The organism is Marinospirillum sp., from assembly GCF_044810985.1.
In the GTDB taxonomy this organism is placed as follows: Bacteria; Pseudomonadota; Gammaproteobacteria; order Pseudomonadales; family Halomonadaceae; genus Marinospirillum.
The window spans coordinates 636,140-654,419 of the sequence record NZ_CP085242.1 but is presented as its reverse complement, the minus strand read 5'-3'; the positions used below and the strand labels follow the sequence as shown (position 1 = coordinate 654,419).

Genomic DNA, 18,280 nt, shown 5'->3' with positions numbered 1-18,280 from the left:
AGCTTAAAAAATTGTCAGCCTGGCCGATGCTAGTTATCTCAGATTGCAAAAATAGGGCGCTTGTTGCTTTTTTGCTGTGCTCTAGGTAAGTTGCACGACAAAAGCTTGGGCTTCAAGGCTGTGCAAAAGCCTCAAGGCTGCTATCATACTGGGGTCTGTGCCCATCCAGTCGGTACATCAACCTTCAGATTAATGCTGTATTTATAAGGATCGCAATATGGATCTTGCTACATTGCTTGGCTTGGTTTTGGGTATGACCCTGATTGTACTGGCCATCATTACAAGTGCAGACTTGGGCCTTTTCTTCAACCTGCCGGGTATTCTCCTGGTTGTAGGGGGTACCTTTTCAGCAGCCTTGATCAAGTTTCGTGTTCAGAGTTATCTGGTAGGGATCAAGGAAGGTTTTATCACCGCTTTTTTTGAACGCAATGACAATCCACGTGAAATCATTGCCCTGGCCAACCGCCTTTCCCGTATTGCCCGCCGCAATGGCCTTCTCGGCCTGGAAGATGAACCCATTGACAACCCCTTCTTCCAGAAGGGGGTGCAGATGTGTGTGGATGGCAGCGCACCGGAGTTCATTCAGGAAGTGCTACAAAAAGAAATGCTGCTGACTATTGATCGCAAATCCATTGGTGAGAAAGTTTTCCGCTCTTTTGGCGACCTGTCGCCTGCCTTTGGTATGCTGGGTACGCTGGTGGGTCTGGTGGCGATGTTGAATAACCTCGATGATCCAACCGCCCTGGGTCCGGGTATGGCCATCGCCCTGCTGACCACCTTTTATGGTTCCCTGATGGCCCAGCTGATTTTCCTGCCGATTGCCGACAAGCTGGCTTTGAAAGGTGAAGAATTGAGCAACAATATGTCATTGATCATCGATTCGGTGATGGGTATTTATAACGGCATGAACCCTCAAGTTCTGGATGAGTTACTGGAAACCTACCTGCCTGAATATCAGCGTGGGGCAGTAAACATGAACGAAGAAGTTGAGTAGTCACCAGGATATCTTCGCATGCTAAATCAGAACCAAAAGCCGAAAAAAAAGGAAATCAAGGATGCACCGGTCCCGAAATGGATGGTGACCTTTGCGGACATGATGACACTCTTGCTGGTGTTCTTTGTTCTGATACTGTCGTTTTCCACCATGGAGCAGGAACGTTATCGGGCTATATCCATGGCTCTGCAGGATTCATTCGGCTTTCAGATGATGAATCCACTCAATCTGATTCCTGTGGACAACCCCCCACGTACAGAAAATATCATCGAACCCATCAAACCTGAGCCTCCCACTACAGAAGAAACCGGTTCTGAAGATCAACTGGATGCCATAGGCAATCGTCTGGAGACTAATTTCACGGATGAGATTGAGAAGGGTCTGATGATTGTGGAGCAGGATGAAGATCATATCATTATCCGCTTTCCTGATGATGCCGCTTTTGGTTCAGCCAGTGACTGGCTGGAACCCCAGATGGTGCCCATTATTCAGCGGGTGGGTGACCTGATTTCCGAATATGAAATGTATGTGGTTGTGGGTGGCCATACCGACAATGTCCCAATCAATACCGATCGCTATCGCTCCAACTGGGAGCTGTCTGCTGCCAGGGCAACCTCTGTAGCCCATGAGCTGACCTGGATGAGCGATATGAATGAGGAATACCTCTATGTCGTGGGCAATGGTGATGCGCGCCCCATAACCACCAATGCCACTCCTGACGGTAGAAAGAAGAATCGTCGGGTGGAAATACTGCTGATGGAAAGGGATATCACTGAAGAGCGCGAAGTTTTCCAGGGTATTCAACAGGTTCCGACCTACCGCTAAAAAATAGTTAATTTAGACCTTTAATTTTTGCCAGCGTCTCTGCTGCCATACCCAGGCAAAGACGCTGGAATTCAGAATACGAAATCCGAGCTGGGCATACCAGATACCCAGCAACCCTGCCTCCCAGTGAATCCCCACCAGCCAGGCTGCCGGTAAAAACACCAGCCACTGCATGGACAGGCTGATCTGCATCACCAGGCGTTGCGCACCTGCACCCTGCAAAGCCTGATTAAAGACTATAGCGGCGGCATCCAGAGTGATCATGATGCCGGTCAGCATCAGGGGAACCCGACCCAACTCTATCAAGTGGGCTTCATAGAGAAAAATGCCCAGAATGGCTTCTGGAAAGATCAGCATCGGCAGGCCCAGAAAAGCGAGCAACACGGAAGCCAGGCGCACCACCTCCCAGCCCCAGCGGTGTGCTTCCACATCATCCTCTTCACCCAGGCTGGAACCTACCAGTGTCATGGCCGCCATGCCCAGTCCCACTCCCGGCAGAATCAACAAGAGAGAAAGGTGCACCAGCACATGACCGACAGCAACGCTGGAGGTGTTGATTTGCCCCAGAAACCAGAAAAGTACGGCATAGCTGACGGCAAAAAGAAACTGCTGGAGGGAGTTGGGGGCTGCCAGACGCAGGGTGCGCCAGAGCAGGCCGGGAGAAGCTGATTGAAAAATAAAACCACTGGGGCAGGCCCGTTTCCAGGTCAACCAGCCCCATACTAAAGCCCCCAGGGTCACTGAAATACTGGTGCCCAGGGCTGCACCCACCGCACCCAGAGCTGGAACACCCAGGCCACCATGAATCAGCCAGATGCTGAGAAGGATATTCAGGGAATGAGTGAAGAGAATGATTCTCAGATAAATGCCCGGCTGATGAATGCCGTGCCAATAGCCCCGAAAACACAGGGTCAAGGCAACGGGCAGTAGAGCCAGGCTGCGCCAGCTGAAATATTCGGAGGCCGTCTGCTGGACCGCTGCCTCCTGATTGATCAAGCCGACAATGGGTAAAGAAAAGTGCCAGGCCAGCCAGCTCAAGGGCAGGGTAACCAGCAGGGCCAAAAGGATGGCCGCATTGAGTGGCAGGGCGCGGGTTGAGTAGAGACGAGCACCGTGTCGGCGGGCCACCTGGGACTGGACACCGGAGGAGAGACCCATGATCAAGGCGGTGAGCATGAAGATGGCATAGCCTCCCACACCCACACCGGCCAGCACCGTTTCCCCGAGACTTCCAACCAGGGCCGCATCGACAAGATTCAAAAGGCTCTGGCTCAGCATTCCACCCATAATAGGCAGAGCCAGACTCAATATCTTGCGGGTACGGCCAACTTTCAGCATAAAGGCAGCCTAGCGATCCGGGTCATAGCCCAGAACCGGCATCAGCCAGCGCTCCAGTTCCTTGACCGGCATTTCTTTGCTGGCCGCAGCCGCTTCAACCTGATCACGGGTAATCTTGCCCAGGTTGAAGTATTTGCTTTGCGGGTGGGCAAAATACCAGCCGGAAACGGCAGCCGTCGGGTACATGGCGTAGCTTTCCGTCAACTCCAGGCTGGTGTTTTCAGGCGCTTGCAAGAGATCAAACAAGGCCTGTTTTTCAGTGTGATCCGGGCAGGAAGGGTAGCCTGGAGCTGGACGTATCCCCTGATAAGCTTCCTTGATCAGTTGAGTGTTATCCAGTTGCTCGTCTTCTGCATAACCCCAGAACTCCTTGCGAACCCGTTCATGCAGACGTTCTGCAAAGGCTTCGGCCATACGATCCGCCAGGGCCTTGACCATGATGGCGCGATAGTCATCATTTTGCTTTTCATAAGCCTTGGCAATTTCTTCGGCTCCGATACCCGCCGTTACAGCAAAGCCCCCGATCCAGTCGGGAATACCGGACTCCTTGGGCGCCACAAAATCAGCCAGAGATTTGCAGTGACCGTTTTTGTCCGGGGTTTGCTGTCGCAGATGAGTCAGGCGTTTAACCACCTGAGTTCGGCTTTCATCGCTATAGACTTCAAGGGCATCGTTATCCACGGTATTGGCTGGCCAGAGGCCGATGACACCCCGGGCCTTGAGCTTTTTGCCGGCCACCAGCTCTTGCAGCATTTCCTGGGCATCTGCAAAGACCTTCTTGGCTTCTTCGCCGACCACCTTGTCTTGAAAAATGGCGGGGTACTTGCCAACCAGATTCCAGCTGATAAAAAAGGGCGTCCAGTCAATCCTTTCGATCAACTCTTCTAGTGGATAGTCATCAAAAGCTTGAACGCCGATCATTCTGGGCTTGATGGGGGGCTCAGCCTGAAAATCTATGGGCAGCTTGTGCTCAATAGCCTGGGCATAATCATAGGTGGCAGCCTTGGTTTTACGTTTGCCCTGGCGTTCACGCACCGCATCATAGTCTTCCTTGGTTTTGGCCATAAACGCAGGCTTGAGCTCTTTGGATAAAAGGTTGCTGGCAACACCAACGGCCCGGGAGGCATCGCTGACATAGACCACCGCCTCATCGTATTGTGGGTCGATTTTCACCGCAGTATGCGCCTTGGAGGTGGTGGCACCACCGATCATCAGCGGAATTTTAAAGTTCTGGCGCTGCATTTCCTTGGCCACCTGAACCATTTCATCCAGTGATGGCGTGATCAGGCCAGAGAGGCCGATGATATCGACCTTTTCTTCGCGGGCCACCTTGAGAATTTTATCGGCAGGCACCATCACGCCCAGGTCGATGACTTCATAGTTGTTGCATTGAAGCACGACACCGACGATGTTCTTGCCGATGTCGTGAACATCGCCCTTGACCGTGGCCATCAGAATCTTGCCTTTGGTTTGCACCTCACCGGCTTTTTCGGCTTCAATGTAGGGAATCAGGATGGCTACGGCCTGTTTCATGACCCGCGCTGATTTCACCACCTGGGGCAGGAACATCTTGCCTTCCCCAAAAAGATCACCCACCACATTCATGCCATCCATCAAGGGCCCTTCGATAACATGAATCGGGCGTTCGGCAGCCTGGCGGGCTTCTTCGATATCTTCATCAATAAAGGCGGTAATGCCTTTGACCAGGGAGTGGGCGATTCGTTTGTTCACGGGCAGGCTGCGCCACTCCAGATCCTCTTTCTTTTCGGCTGTCTTGCCATCGCCGCGATACTTTTCGGCCAGATCCAGCAGGCGCTCGGTGCCATCATCACGGCGGTTGAGGACGACATCTTCCACCGCTTCGCGTAATTCAGTGGGCAGATCATCATAAACCGCCAACTGACCGGCATTGACGATCCCCATGCTCATGCCAGCTTTAATAGCGTAGTAGAGAAAGACCGAATGGATGGCTTCACGAACCGGGTTGTTACCCCGGAAAGAAAAGGAGACGTTGGACACCCCGCCGGAAATCAGGGCGTGGGGCAGGTTCTTGTGAATCCATTCGGTGGCCTGGATGAAGTCCACGCCATAGTTGTTGTGTTCCTCAATACCCGTGGCAATGGCAAAAATGTTGGGATCAAAAATAATGTCTTCAGCAGGGAAACCGATTTCATCCACCAGCAGGCGATAAGCCCGTTCACAGATTTCTATCTTGCGCTCAAAAGTATCGGCCTGGCCTTCTTCATCAAAAGCCATGACGATAATTGCAGCACCATAGCGCCTGCACAGGCGTGCCTGTTCCCGGAAAGCGGCTTCGCCTTCCTTCATGGAAATGGAATTGACGATAGGCTTGCCTTGCACACACTTGAGACCGGCTTCCAGAATCGGCCATTTCGAGGAATCCAGCATGATGGGTACCCGGGAAATGTCGGGTTCCCCGGCAATCAGGTTCAGAAAGCGCACCATGGCGGCTTCTGAATCCAGCATGCCTTCGTCCATATTGATATCAATAACCTGGGCACCATTTTCCACCTGCTCCAGTGCCACCTCCAAGGCCGTCGTATAGTCTTCCTCCAGAATCAGGCGTTTAAAGCGTGCCGAACCGGTAACATTGGTTCTTTCCCCGACATTCACAAACAGAGAATCCGGGCGAATATTGAAAGGCTCCAGGCCGGAGAGGCGGCAAGCCTTGCTGATTTCCGGAATTTTGCGGGGTGCACAGTCAGCAACGGCTTCAGCAACCGCGCGAATATGCTCAGGGGTGGAGCCACAGCAGCCACCGATGATGTTCATCAGACCGGACTGGGCGAATTCGCGCAGGATGGCGGCCATTTCATCAGGCGTCTGGTCGTATTCCCCGAATTCATTGGGCAGACCGGCATTGGGGTGGGCGGAAACATGGGTGTCGGCAATGCGCGAGAGTTCTTCAATATAGGGGCGCAGATCTTCGGCACCCAGAGCGCAGTTCAGGCCGATGGACAGGGGCTTGGCATGGCGCAGACTGTTCCAGAAGGCTTCGGTAGTCTGGCCCGATAAGGTACGCCCCGAAGCGTCGGTAATGGTGCCGGAAATCATGATCGGCAGTTCATAACCCTGGCGATAAAAGACTTCCTGAACGGCAAACACCGCCGCCTTGGCATTCAGGGTGTCGAAAATGGTTTCCAGCAGAATCAGGTCAGCACCGCCGCGAATCAGGGCTTCGGTGGCCTCAATATAGTTTTCCACGAGCCCGTCAAAGGTAATGTTGCGATAGCCGGGGTCATTCACATCCGGGGAGATAGAGGCCGTGCGACTGGTTGGCCCGACCACCCCGGCGACATAACGCGGTTTATCCGGCGTTGAATAAGCATCCGCAGCTTCACGAGCCACCCTGGCACCGGCTTCATTCAATTCGGCCGTCAACTCCTGCATGTCATAATCAGCCTGGGACAAGCGGGTGGAGTTGAAGGTGTTGGTTTCAATGATGTCGGCACCGGCCGCCAGGTATTGGCCATGCAGTTCACGGATCAGCTGCGGCTGGGTGAGAACGAGCAGGTCATTGTTGCCCTTGACGTCCTGATGCCAGTCGGCAAAACGCTCGCCCCGGTACTCTTCTTCACTGAGCTTCTGGTTCTGGATCAGGGTGCCCATGCCGCCATCCAGGATGACCAGGCGTTCTTGCAGGGCTTTGTAAAGACTCTCCAGACGGGTGAGGGCAGGGGTGTTCATCAAGGCTTCAAACTCCGACAGAAAAATTTGCGCCATTCTAGCAAAAAGAGGCGCTGGGGGTGAGATAAAAAGACCTATCAAAAGACTAGGGTATTGTTCTTCAGCCCCGCATTGACTAAGATGCAGGTATCGAACTTGATTGAATAGGCGGATGAAAAGTATATGAGCGAAGTTGAAGCCCCAAGCAAACCTCTGGAAATTACCGAATCAGCAGAGAACTATCTGGCTGAATTGCTCAGCAAGCAGGAAGTGCCTGATATGGGTGTCCGGGTGTTTATCACTCAGCCGGGTACGCCCTATGCTGAGACCTGTCTGGCTTACTGCCGCCCTGGCGAAGAAGATGCCAATGATGAGCTGGTGCAGCTGGGTAAAATCAAGGTGTTTCTGGAAAAAAATAGCCTGCCCTTTCTTGACGAAGCCGTGGTGGACTTCAACCCGGATCGTATGGGCGGTCAACTGACCATCAAGGCACCCAATGCCAAGATGCCCAAGGTCAGTAAAGACAGTCCGCTGGGTGATCAGATCAACTACATTCTCTACAGTGATATCAACCCCGGCCTGGCTGCGCATGGTGGTGAAATCAAGCTGATCGAGCTGACCGAGGATAACGTTGCCGTACTTCAGTTCGGTGGCGGTTGCCAGGGTTGTTCGGCAGTGGATTTAACCTTGAAAGATGGCGTGGAGAAAACACTTCTGGAGCGTTTGCCTGAGCTTAAAGGTATTCGTGATGTCACCGACCATACCGACAAAGAAAACGCCTACTATAAATAAATGCTCATCAAACTTTGACAGCAGCTCTACAGCTGCCTAGATTTACAAATGTAGTCGATTTGCTACTAAGAAGAATAACTGCTTGGGAGAAAAGGCATGTCAAGGTTTAAAATCACACTGGCAGCAGCGGCTGTCACTGCAGGAATGGGTTTGGCTGCAGTCAGCACTTCCGCTGTTGCCAACGAAAGCTTTATCACCATAGGCACAGGCGGTGTGACAGGGGTTTATTATCCGACCGGCGGTGCCATCTGTCGTTTGGTCAACCGCAATCGCAGTGAGCATGGTATTCGCTGCTCGGTGGAAAGCACCGGGGGTTCTGCTTATAACGTCAACACCATTCGTGCCGGTGAGCTGGATTTTGGCATTGCCCAATCCGATGTGCAGTACAATGCCTACAGGGGTGAAGCCCAGTTTGAAGAAGCCGGTGCCTACAAGGATCTGCGCGCGGTTTTCTCGGTTCATCCGGAAGCTTTTACCGTGGTGGCTCGTGCTGATGCCAAAGCCCCTGAATTCGATGATCTGGAAGGCAAGCGGGTGAATGTTGGCAACCCCGGTTCGGGCCAGCGCTCGACAGTGGAGCAGATGCAGGAACTGCGGGGTCAGGACATGGGTATTTATTCCCAGGCCGCCGACCTGCGCGCAGCAGAGATGTCTTCGGCTCTGTGCGACAACCGTATTGATGCCATGATCTACGTTGTTGGCCACCCCAGTGGTGCCATCAAGGAAGCAACCAGCAGTTGCGACAGCCGTCTGGTCAATGTTCGTGGCGACTATGTGGATCGGATGCTGGAGAAATACCCCTATTACCGCCGCGCAACCATCCCCGGTGGTGAATATGCAGGCAACCCGGATGATGTGCAAACCTTTGGTGTTGCTGCAACCCTGGTAACCCGATCACAGACACCGGATGAGCAGGTTTATCAACTGGTCAAGGCTGTTTTTGATAACTTTGATACCTTCACCCGTCTGCACCCTGCGTTCAGCGGCCTGGAAAAAGAGGATATGGTTTCAGCGGGTCTTTCTGCACCCTTGCACCCAGGTGCCGAGCGCTACTATCGCGAAGCTGGGTTGATTGACTGACTTTGACTTGTGGTCATTTTAAAAGATGCCAGCTATTCATTGTGTGTAGCTGGCATTTTTATTGGGTAGAGGACAGAGCGCATGGTAGCCACCAAAAAACAAAAGTCCATCAGTATAGACAGCTCCTCAACTGAAGATGCAGCCCGTCTGGTTGCCGCTGAAAGTGGTTCCCGCAATCCGCCCGGCTCCTCCGGGAAACTGATTCTGCTGGTTGCGCTTTGCTGGTCGTTGTTTCAACTCTGGTATGCTTCACCCTTTTCTCTCATCAGTTCTTCTTTTGCACGGCCTATACACTTGGCTTTTGCCATTTTTCTGGCTTTTTTAGCTTACCCTGCCTTTAAAAACTCACCACAAAACCGAATTCCCTGGCATGATTGGCTTTTTGCTCTGGGCGGTGCGGCTTCAGCGCTTTACCTCGTCTTTGCTTATGATGCCCTGGCAACCCGTCCTGGTATTCCCATAACAACGGATCTGATCTTTGCCGGCACGGGGATGTTGTTGTTGCTGGAAGCCACGCGCCGAGCCCTGGGGCCACCACTGATGATTGTGGCCGGGGTTTTTCTGATTTATACCTATTTTGGCCCCTATTTTCCTGATGTGATTTCGCATCGTGGTGCCAGTCTGGAGCGTCTGCTTTCGCACCAATGGTTGACCAGTGAAGGGGTGTTTGGGGTTGCCATCGGGGTTTCAGTCAGTTTTGTTTTCCTCTTTGTTCTTTTTGGCGCCTTGCTGGAAAGGGCAGGGGCGGGCAATTATTTTATCAAGGTTGCCTTCTCACTGCTTGGACACATGCGTGGTGGCCCTGCCAAGGCGGCCGTAGTGGCCTCGGGCATGTCGGGCATTATATCCGGCTCTTCCATTGCCAACGTGGTCACTACCGGCACCTTTACCATCCCGCTGATGAAAAGGGTGGGTTTTCCTGCCACCAAGGCCGGGGCAGTGGAAGTGGCTTCATCCACCAATGGTCAGCTGACTCCACCCATCATGGGAGCGGCCGCTTTTCTGATGGTGGAATATGTGGGCATTCCTTATTTGGATGTCATCAAGCATGCCATTCTGCCCGCCCTGATTTCTTATATTGCCCTGATCTACATTGTTCACCTGGAGGCCTGCAAGGCCAATATGCAGGGCATTCCTCGCCGCTACAAGCCAACCCTGCTGCATTCCCTGACCCACTTCACAGGCATTGTTCTGGGCCTCTGCATTCTGACCTTGATGGTTTATTACGGCATAGGCTGGCTGAAAACCCTACTGGGTGCTTGGGCCTTACCCGTAGTTTTACTTCTGACCCTGATTGCCTATGTCGCTCTGGTAGCTTATGCCTGCAGTTTCCCTGAACTCAAGTTGGATGATCCCGAAAGTCCGATTATGGAGTTGCCTGAAGTGGGGCCAACCGTTAAGTCCGGCCTGTATTTCTTGCTGCCGGTCGTGGTTCTGGTCTGGTGTCTGGCAGTAGAGCGTTTTTCACCGGGTATGGCCGCCTTCTGGGCAACCCTCTTCATGATCTTCATTGTGGTGACTCAACGGCCTTTGCAGGCCTGGTTCCGCAGTCGAAGAGGGCAAAAGGTTGCAGACAGTTACACGGGTGCCATCAAAAAGGGCTTTGATGATTTGGTTCAGGGTCTGATCAAGGGTGCCCAGAACATGATTGGAATTGGTGTGGCCACGGCAGCTGCCGGCATCGTTGTGGGCACGGTCACCCTGACGGGTATTGGCCTGGTTATGACCGACTTTGTCGAGCTGATTTCCGGGGGCAGCCTGATCCTGATTCTGATTTTCACGGCCGTGATCAGCCTGGTGCTGGGTATGGGGTTGCCGACCACAGCCAATTATATTGTTGTTTCCACTTTGATGGCCCCGGTTATTGTTGAGCTGGGTGCGCAGAATGGCTTGCTGGTTCCACTGATTGCCGTGCACCTGTTTGTGTTTTATTTTGGGATTCTTGCGGATGACACTCCACCGGTGGGGCTTGCCGCCTATGCCGCCGCGGCTGTTGCCAAAGCGGACCCGATCAAGACCGGGGTGCAGGGCTTTGCCTATGATATCCGCACAGCCATTTTGCCCTTCATGTTTATTTTCAATACCAACCTGCTGCTGATGGATATCAGCAATGTCTTTCACTTTATCACCGTGGTTCTGGGAGCAACCCTGGCCATACTGGTGTTTGCCGCTGCCACTCAACACTGGTGGCTGACACGCAACCGCCTCTGGGAAACCCTGGCTATGCTGCTCATTGCCTTTACCCTCTTTCGCCCCGGTTTTTGGTGGGACATGATTTACCCTCCGATCGACAAGCTTCCGGCAGTGGAAATTGTTCAGGCGGCAGAAAAGGTTCCAGCCGATGAAAAGCTGCGCATTTGGGTGGATGGTGACAACCTGGATGGCGATCAGGTCAGTAAAGTGGTTGCTTTGCCCATGGGACCTCAGGCGGATGGGAATACCCGTCTGGAAAACGCCGGTTTGATGCTGAATATTGTCGATCAGCAGGTGGTCGTGGATCTGGTTACCTGGGATTCCCCGGCCCAGGCCCTGGGCATTGATTTTGGCTGGGAAATTACCGCAGTGGAAGTTGAGCGGGAACGCCCGGCCAAGGAATGGATGCTGATTCCACCTCTGGTGTTGCTGGGATGGATCGGCTGGTTGCAAAAACGTCGTATTCGTCGTCAGGGTGGAATTCATCCTGATCATCCGGCAACCTCGTCTGGGGAGGTTTGAAATGTTCAAGCAGATTTTATTACCACTGGATATCAGCGAAGGCGAGGATGTCGGAAAGGCTATTCAGGCGGCTGTTGACCTGGCAGTGGCCAATCAGGCGCAACTGCATATTTTGACCGTCATGCCTGGTTTTGGCTCTCCCATCGTAGCTAGCTACTTTCCCCAGCAGAATATGAGCAAAGCGCTGGAGGCGGTTTACAGTCAATTACGCGACCTGGTGGAACCCTTCATTCCTGAAAACCTTGAGGTCAAGCTGCGAGCCGTGGAAGGCAAACCCTATAAACAGATTCTCAAGGAAGCCCAACGTGTTCATGCCGATTTGATTGTGATCCCGAGTCACAGCCCCAAGGCTGTAGAGCGCTTTTTTCTGGGTTCCACGGCAGCACGGGTCGTGGAAAGGGCGGAGATTTCAGTCATGGTCATTCGCGACTAGGTGAGTATCAAAGGGGAGGTGTGCCTCTCCTTTAACTGGCGCAAATCTGCTTCCAGACTCTGAATCCGGTTGTTTTTCTCTTCCAGCTTTTGCCAGTAGCCGCGTTGCTCGCTGTGCAGGCGTTGAAGTTCTTCTTTTGTGGTATCCCTTTCCTGTCGCAGGCTGGCTGCTTCCTCGCGTAGTGTTGCCAGTTGCTGCTCAAGCTGCTGGTGTTCCAGGGCCTGTTTTTCCTGGCTTTGCAGCAATTCCTTGTTGGCATTTTCCAGGTTCTTCTGTTGGTCAAGGAGTTTCTTTTCCTGTGCCTGCCATTGCTGCTGATCCCGATTGTAGTCCTCCTGCAGCATTTTAGTCTGCTGGCGGGCCAAATCCACTTCCTTTAACCAGCGTTGCTGGTTGGCTTCATTACGTGCCTGCTCTTGTTGCAGATCGGCCTGGGAACGCTCTTCCAGTGCCTTGAGTTGCCCCTGGTGCTCTTCCTGACGCTGGCTCAGCAGCTGTTTGCTGGCCGCCAGTTCCTTTTCCAACTGCTGGGTTTGCTGGGTGGCCGTTTCCAGATCCTTGCCGCGTTGATTGAGCTGCTCTTCCAAACGGCTGATTTGAGCAGCTTGTTGCTTGCTCTCCTGCAAAAGCTGATTGTTTTTCTGATCCAAGAGTTGATTCTTTTCTTCGCTGAGCTGGGCTGTTTCCAGAGCCTGATGCTTTTCCCTCAAAGCCTTGCGGATTTCTTCATCCGCTTCCTGCTGATACTCACTGAGCTTTTCATCGGCCTGAAAACAGGCGGCTTCCCAGAGTTTTTGGGTTATGGCCATGAGTTCCTCGGGCAGTTGCTGGGCGTCCTGCTGCAAAGCACTGGCATCCCGCTGATTTTCTCGCCAGGTGCGCAGATGTTCACTGAGTGTGGTGAAGCTGCCTGTACCCAGCAGTTCACGAATTCGCTGCACGGTTGGATTATCACCTTGACGCTGTAGCTGCTGGATGACGGTAACGACTTCCTGGTATTCCACACCTTTTCTGGCCATGGTATTTGGCTCCCATTTTTCGAGGGCAGGGGACTGCCGTGATTCGTTCGGCGATTTTATAGATAATATTACGTATTACGTAAAACGTAAAGTATGATATGAAATCTATCCTATATTCATGATAACCGTAATTATCATGAATGCTGGCAAGAGCTGGAAATTACAGATAAAATGCCTCAAAACCTTTATTCAAGGATTCACCATGCCTCGCTACCCACAGCCTTCAGGTTCCAGCGGTCAGGCTTTACCACTCGCACCTCTGGAGCGTTTGCCGGAACTGCCGGATGAACTGAATGGACGCTTTGGGGTTAACCGGCCACCGGCGACCCAGATTTGTCAGCTTGATGCGCGTACCGATCTGGAAGCCGTGCAGTCCTGGCTGGTGGAATACCAAAGCCAGCCTCAAACTTTTCGCACCTACAGAAAGGAAGCTGAACGCCTGCTGCTCTGGTGCTGGCTGGAAAAAGGCAAGGCCTTCTCCAGCCTGAACCGTCAGGATCTGGCGGATTATCAGCAGTTTCTGAAAGATCCTCAGCCTGCTGCGCGTTGGTGTGGACATGGACGCGCAGCCCGCCACAGCCCGGACTGGCGACCTTTTCAGGGTGGTTTGAGCCTGAACAGCCAGCAACACGCACTGCGTATCCTGCGGGGGCTTTTTCAATACCTGCATGCTGCCGGTTATCTGGCTGGGAATCCGTTGGCTTTGATTCGTCAGAAGGAGATCCGCCAGGATGCCCGCCAGGTCAGGGAAAGGCACCTGGATCACGAAACCTGGGAAGCCCTGGTTGATTACCTTCAGCATCAGCCGGTCGATAGCCCCAAACGCCAGAAACAGCTGGAACGTTGGCGTCTATTACTGGCTTTTTTGTATCTGCTGGCTCCACGGGTGCATGAAGTGGCTCAGGCACGCATGAATGATTTTTTTCAACGCCGGGGTAACTGGTGGTGGGCCGTACAGGGCAAGGGGCAGAAATACGCGGAAATTCCGGTCAGCGAAGCCCTGGTTGCGGCTCTCAAACGCTATCGCGAATTCATGGGGCTGCCTCCCCTGCCCCCTGGTGATGATGACAGCCCAGTGGTGCGGGATCTTCAGGGCAACAAGGGCATCAGTGCCAATATGATTTATCGCACCATGAAAGACCTGACCGATGAAGCCAGCCGGGCCTTTGCCACCAGCAACCCGGAAATTGCCGAACGTCTTGCCAAAACCAGCACCCACTGGTTTCGGCATACTTCCATCACCCATCAGGCTGATGCCGGTGTTGAGCTACGCTTTCTGGCCCGCAATGCCCGCCATGCCAGCCTGGCAACGACGCGAATTTATATGCACGAAGAAGAAGAAGCCTGGCAGGAACAGAACCGCAAGCAGGATTGGCAGGCTCCCTGGGCAGACACGCAAGACTAGGTTAATCTGCTAAACTAGCTGTCTTTGATCAATGCGAGAATCTGGATGCTGGGACAACTTTTACTAACCGGGCTGGTGATCGCCGGTGTTTATTTTTATTGGCGGCATCAGCAAAAGGTGGAGGCCGGTGATGATCAACAGGCTACCCCTCGCCGCCTACGTACACCCTCACCCCGGCAGGCACCTGTTCCAGTCAAGGCTTTTGTGATCGCCTTGGTGGTTACCGCTTTGTTGGCCAGCGCCGCTTATGCCATTTATGATTGGCATGATAAACGCACCCTTCTGGAAGTGACTGTGGTTAATCCTGTGACGGGTTCCCGAGAGGAATACCGGGTTTACAAGAAAGACTTGCAGGAAAATGCTTTTACCACGCGCAATGGCCAGCACATCCGCATTGCCAGCAGTGAACGCCTTGAAGTCAGGCGCACTGAAGACTAAATCTTATCAGGAGTTATTTCCGTGTCAGCACAAGAAGCCCAGCAGGAACTCTTGGAAGAGTTCGAAATGTTTGATAACTGGATGGATCGCTACCAGTATATTATTGACTTGGGCAAAGCCCTGCCTGATTTTCCTGAGGAATGGAAAACCGCTGAATACAAGATCGAAGGCTGCCAGTCCCAGGTTTGGATACGTCCTGAAGTGCGTGATGGCAGGATTCATCTAAATGCCATCAGTGATGCCGCCATCGTTTCCGGTCTGATTGCTCTTTTACTGCGTATTTATAACGATCGAACGCCTCAGGAGATACTGGACACTCCCCCGGATTTTTTAAATAAACTGGGGTTGGACAAACACTTGAGCCCCACACGCAGCAATGGTCTTCATGCCATGCTGGAAAGAATTTTCACCCTGGCTAAGGCCCAATAGGAGCAATGAAATGAGCTATGAATCTCTGGCAGGTGGTAGCGGTTTAAGCAAACGTGAAATGATTGCAGCCATGATCATGCAAGGCTTGGCCAGCACGGCTGAGAAGAATTTCATTCACGATGCCAGCGCTGATGTTATGGCCGACAGTGCCGTACGCAGTGCCGATATTTTGCTGAAAAAACTGGAAGAGCTTCCTGAAGCGCGGTAATCCCCAGGCTTAGTGGTTGCAGTTGCAACCGGATTTGCGGGTTTTCTTTTCCGGTACCAGATCAATGCCACCCGGATGAAACGGGTGGCACTTCCCTACCCTTTTGACTGTTAACCATAAACCCTTGATCGGACCATGCTCCTGCAGAGCTTCCACTGCATAGCTGGAACAGGTGGGATAAAAGCGGCAACTGGGCGGCTTCATGGGGCTGATCACATACTGATAAAAACGCACCAACCCAATCAACAGGATTTTCAGCAGCCAGCCCAGCAAACGGGGCAGCAGCAATAGCCAGTTGATGAGGATTTCCTTGCGAGTCACAGGTTTGCCTTTCAGCCGTTATTTATAAAGGGTGTTCGGATCAATGACCGGCTCGGCCACCACTTCCAGGCGTTCACCGTTCAAATCAAAATAGAAACAGCTACGCCGTCCGGTGTGACAGGCAGGGCCTTGTTGATCCACCAGCAGTAACAGGGCGTCACCATCGCAATCCACACGCAAACCTTTCAGCCACTGCACCTGACCCGAGCTTTCACCCTTACGCCAGAGCTGCTGGCGGGAGCGTGACCAGTAACAGGCCCGCCCTTCTTGCAGTGTGATTTCCAGGGACTCCCGGTTCATCCAGGCCAGCATCAATACTTCACCGCTATCCGCTTGCTGGGCAATGGCCGTGATCAAGCCCTGATCGTTGAAAGCCAGTTGATCGAGCGCCTCGCTCAACGACTTTTCAGTGCCCGAGGGGGCATTTTCCAGTTCTTTCCAGAAGGGGTTGTTTGAAGCCATTCAAAAATTCCACTCTACTGACTCGTTAATGTTAGGGGGCGGGTGCTGCTTTCACAGGCTGTCTGCAACAGGAAGTTGCAGCCAGAGTTTACAGGGATGTATTCACACGTCCTGCGAAAGCAGTCTCGACACCTTTTGGCGTATTGACTCGCTGCTGTACCTTTGTGCCTACTCTGGATATTTCCGTACAGTTAACAGTAAAGCTGCTATGGCTGAAGTCCAGACCGTCTGCCGCAGGGAAAGCGGCAGCCGAGCCTACATGGAGGTATTCACGGCGTGTCTGGATTCAGGTTATAGCAGCGTGACCGACTAAAAGCCTTCAATCAGCGATTAAAAGTAATTCGCTGCCCAAAAACATCCTCACTGAGCTGGCCGTTTTCATAGGCAACCTGGCCATTGACCAGGGTAGCAGCAATCCTGCAGTTGAAGGTATGGCCTTCAAAGGGTGACCAGCCGCACTTGTAAAGAAGCGAGTCTTTATCGACCAAAGACTGGCCTTTCAGATCAACCAGCACCAGATCGGCAAAGTAACCTTCGCGGATATAGCCCCGATCCTTGACCTGGTAGCGTTCAGCCGGGTTGTGACAGGCCTTCTGCACCACGGTTTCCAGGGACAGGCGTCCATCATGGCAGTGGTCCAGCAAGCTGGGCAGAGCATGTTGCACCAAAGGCAAGCCTGCGGGTGCCTTGAAATAGGTGCCCTGTTTTTCTTCCCAGGTGTGAGGTGCATGATCCGTGGCGATGATATCAATCCGCCCTTCCTTGACGGCTTGCAGAATAGTGTCTCTGTCCGTTTTACGCTTGATGGCCGGGTTGCATTTGATCTGGGCACCCAGGCGCGGGTAGTCCTCTTCACTGAACCAGAGGTGATGAACACAGGCTTCTGCAGTGATCTGTTTACCCTGCATTTCGCCGGGTTCGAAGAGTTCCAGTTCCTTGGCTGTAGTGATATGCAGAACATGCAGCCGGGTTCCGTGCTTTTTGGCCAGTTCCACGGCGTAGGATGAAGATTTCCAGCAGGCCGCTTCGGAACGAATCGCCGGGTGTTCGCTGAAAGGTACGTCTTCACCATATTTCTCGCGGGCCGCTTCTTCGTTGGCCTGAATCATGGGCGTGTCTTCACAGTGGGTGGCCACCAGTATAGGGGCCGAGGCGAAGATGCCCTCCAGAATTTCCGGGTCATCTACCAGCATGTTGCCGGTGGAAGCACCCATGAAAACCTTGATGCCGCAGGCTGCCTGAGGGTCCAGATTTTTGATTTCTTCCAGGTTGTCATTGCTGGCACCCAGGTAAAAAGCAAAGTTGGCTCTGGAGCGCCCTGCTGCCCGGGTGTACTTGTCTTCCAGGGCCTGGGCATTGATGGTCAGAGGGTTGACGTTGGGCATTTCCATATAGGTGGTGATGCCACCGGCCACTGCTGCGGAGGATTCTGTGGCAATATCGCCCTTGTGTGTCAGGCCGGGTTCACGGAAGTGCACCTGATCATCAATCATTCCCGGTAAGAGGTGCAGACCCTGGGCATCCATGACTTGCTTGGCCGCTTCAGCCGACAGATCCTGACCGATTTTGACAATGCGCTGATTACTGATGGCCACATCAGCCTGGTGAATACGGCCCTCATTAACCAAGGTGGCCTGGGTGATCAAAAGATCATACATATTGGGGTCACTCCAAAAAATTAAAAAACAGTTTCTTGCTGACAAGTATGGCAGATGCCGTGAACCTCGATGGTTTTTCTCAAAACCTGAAATCCTTGATCCCGGGCAGCCGTTTCAAGCTGGGAGTCCAGGTTTTCTTCATGCAATTCCTGAACATCACCGCAATTTTTGCAGATCAGAAGCTGGTAAGCCTGGGCATGCTCCGGGCAGGTGCAGCTGACGTAGGCATTCAGGGATTCGATACGGTGAATCAGGCCATTACTGAGCAGAAAATCAATGGCTCTGTAAATGGTCGGGGGTCTTGCGGAAGGATTTTCAGCGGTCAAGGCATCCAGTAAGTCATAGGCCTTGGCACCACCGGGGCTTTGTACAATGAGTTCCAGCACGCGGCGGCGTGTTGGAGTAAGACGCAGGCCTTTACGCAGACACAGGGCGTCAGCTTCAGACATCAGCTTGTCGGCTTCCTGGCTCATGAA

Annotated in this window: 17 protein-coding genes; 10 read left to right on the top strand and 7 right to left on the bottom strand. The window is 52.9% G+C overall.

All coding sequences use genetic code 11. The annotated features are described in order from the left end of the window. Window positions 1-217 precede the first annotated feature (217 nt). Both LG323_RS03125 and LG323_RS03120 read left to right on the top strand, forming a co-directional pair. Complete coding sequence (locus tag LG323_RS03125) at window positions 218-994, top strand: MotA/TolQ/ExbB proton channel family protein (RefSeq protein WP_404418952.1); 777 nt, start codon at window positions 218-220, stop codon at window positions 992-994. 18 nt (window positions 995-1,012) lie between these two features. Continuing rightward, window positions 1,013-1,819 (top strand): flagellar motor protein MotB, encoded by an 807-nt coding sequence (locus LG323_RS03120; protein ID WP_404418950.1) that lies wholly within the window; start codon window positions 1,013-1,015, stop codon window positions 1,817-1,819. A gap of 12 nt (window positions 1,820-1,831) precedes the next feature. Here LG323_RS03120 and LG323_RS03115 read toward each other — a convergent pair whose 3' ends face one another. Both LG323_RS03115 and metH read right to left on the bottom strand, forming a co-directional pair. Next, on the bottom strand, window positions 1,832-3,157 hold the full coding sequence (locus LG323_RS03115; protein ID WP_404418948.1) for an MATE family efflux transporter: 1,326 nt from the start codon (window positions 3,155-3,157) through the stop codon (window positions 1,832-1,834). A 9-nt stretch (window positions 3,158-3,166) separates the two neighbouring features. Beyond that, the gene (gene metH, locus LG323_RS03110) at window positions 3,167-6,865 is read right to left on the bottom strand and encodes a methionine synthase (RefSeq protein WP_404418946.1); all 3,699 of its coding nucleotides are present in this window, start codon (window positions 6,863-6,865) and stop codon (window positions 3,167-3,169) included. A gap of 162 nt (window positions 6,866-7,027) precedes the next feature. On the opposite strand from metH, the gene nfuA reads away from it, so the two are divergent. The 4 genes from nfuA (at window position 7,028) to LG323_RS03090 (ending at window position 11,864) form a co-directional block, all read left to right on the top strand. Then, entirely contained in the window at window positions 7,028-7,636 is a 609-nt protein-coding gene (nfuA, locus tag LG323_RS03105; protein ID WP_404418943.1) for a Fe-S biogenesis protein NfuA, read from the top strand. Window positions 7,637-7,732: 96 nt separating this feature from the next. Continuing rightward, a complete protein-coding gene (locus LG323_RS03100; protein ID WP_310696782.1) occupies window positions 7,733-8,716 on the top strand; it encodes a TAXI family TRAP transporter solute-binding subunit in 984 nt (327 codons plus the stop codon). Between the two features lie 81 nt (window positions 8,717-8,797). Further along, the gene (locus tag LG323_RS03095; RefSeq protein WP_404418941.1) at window positions 8,798-11,431 is read left to right on the top strand and encodes a TRAP transporter permease; all 2,634 of its coding nucleotides are present in this window, start codon (window positions 8,798-8,800) and stop codon (window positions 11,429-11,431) included. A gap of 1 nt (window position 11,432) precedes the next feature. After that, on the top strand, window positions 11,433-11,864 hold the full coding sequence (locus LG323_RS03090) for a universal stress protein (RefSeq protein WP_404418939.1): 432 nt from the start codon (window positions 11,433-11,435) through the stop codon (window positions 11,862-11,864). Here the strand turns inward: LG323_RS03090 and LG323_RS03085 are convergent. Beyond that, window positions 11,861-12,883 carry a DNA-binding protein gene (locus LG323_RS03085; RefSeq protein WP_404418938.1) on the bottom strand — a complete coding sequence of 341 codons (1,023 nt, stop codon included), beginning with the start codon at window positions 12,881-12,883 and terminating at the stop codon, window positions 11,861-11,863. The two genes, LG323_RS03090 and LG323_RS03085, sit on opposite strands and share 4 nt — an antisense overlap. Before the next feature lie 202 nt (window positions 12,884-13,085). Between LG323_RS03085 and LG323_RS03080 the strand changes: the two genes are divergently transcribed. From LG323_RS03080 to LG323_RS03065, 4 genes are read left to right on the top strand one after another with little or no spacing between them, the layout of a single operon-like run. Further along, window positions 13,086-14,288: a tyrosine-type recombinase/integrase gene (locus LG323_RS03080; RefSeq protein ID WP_404418936.1), complete on the top strand. Its 1,203-nt coding sequence runs from the start codon at window positions 13,086-13,088 to the stop codon at window positions 14,286-14,288. A 45-nt stretch (window positions 14,289-14,333) separates the two neighbouring features. Then, entirely contained in the window at window positions 14,334-14,726 is a 393-nt protein-coding gene (locus tag LG323_RS03075; protein ID WP_404418934.1) for a hypothetical protein, read from the top strand. Between the two features lie 21 nt (window positions 14,727-14,747). Next, complete coding sequence (locus LG323_RS03070; RefSeq protein WP_404418932.1) at window positions 14,748-15,155, top strand: SufE family protein; 408 nt, start codon at window positions 14,748-14,750, stop codon at window positions 15,153-15,155. Between the two features lie 10 nt (window positions 15,156-15,165). Further along, complete coding sequence (locus tag LG323_RS03065) at window positions 15,166-15,363, top strand: hypothetical protein (protein WP_404418930.1); 198 nt, start codon at window positions 15,166-15,168, stop codon at window positions 15,361-15,363. Between the two features lie 9 nt (window positions 15,364-15,372). On the opposite strand, the gene yidD is transcribed toward LG323_RS03065, so the two are convergent. The 4 genes from yidD to LG323_RS03045 all read right to left on the bottom strand — a co-directional run bounded on the left by yidD (window position 15,373) and on the right by LG323_RS03045 (window position 18,277). After that, window positions 15,373-15,684, bottom strand: a complete 312-nt coding sequence (yidD, locus tag LG323_RS03060; protein ID WP_404418928.1) for a membrane protein insertion efficiency factor YidD — start codon at window positions 15,682-15,684, stop codon at window positions 15,373-15,375. Window positions 15,685-15,702: 18 nt separating this feature from the next. Next, entirely contained in the window at window positions 15,703-16,146 is a 444-nt protein-coding gene (gene hisI / locus LG323_RS03055) for a phosphoribosyl-AMP cyclohydrolase (RefSeq protein WP_404418926.1), read from the bottom strand. A gap of 323 nt (window positions 16,147-16,469) precedes the next feature. Continuing rightward, a complete protein-coding gene (locus LG323_RS03050; RefSeq protein WP_404418924.1) occupies window positions 16,470-17,804 on the bottom strand; it encodes a dihydroorotase in 1,335 nt (444 codons plus the stop codon). Between the two features lie 20 nt (window positions 17,805-17,824). Beyond that, on the bottom strand, window positions 17,825-18,277 hold the full coding sequence (locus LG323_RS03045) for a transcriptional repressor (protein WP_404418922.1): 453 nt from the start codon (window positions 18,275-18,277) through the stop codon (window positions 17,825-17,827). Between the last annotated feature and the right edge of the window lie 3 nt (window positions 18,278-18,280).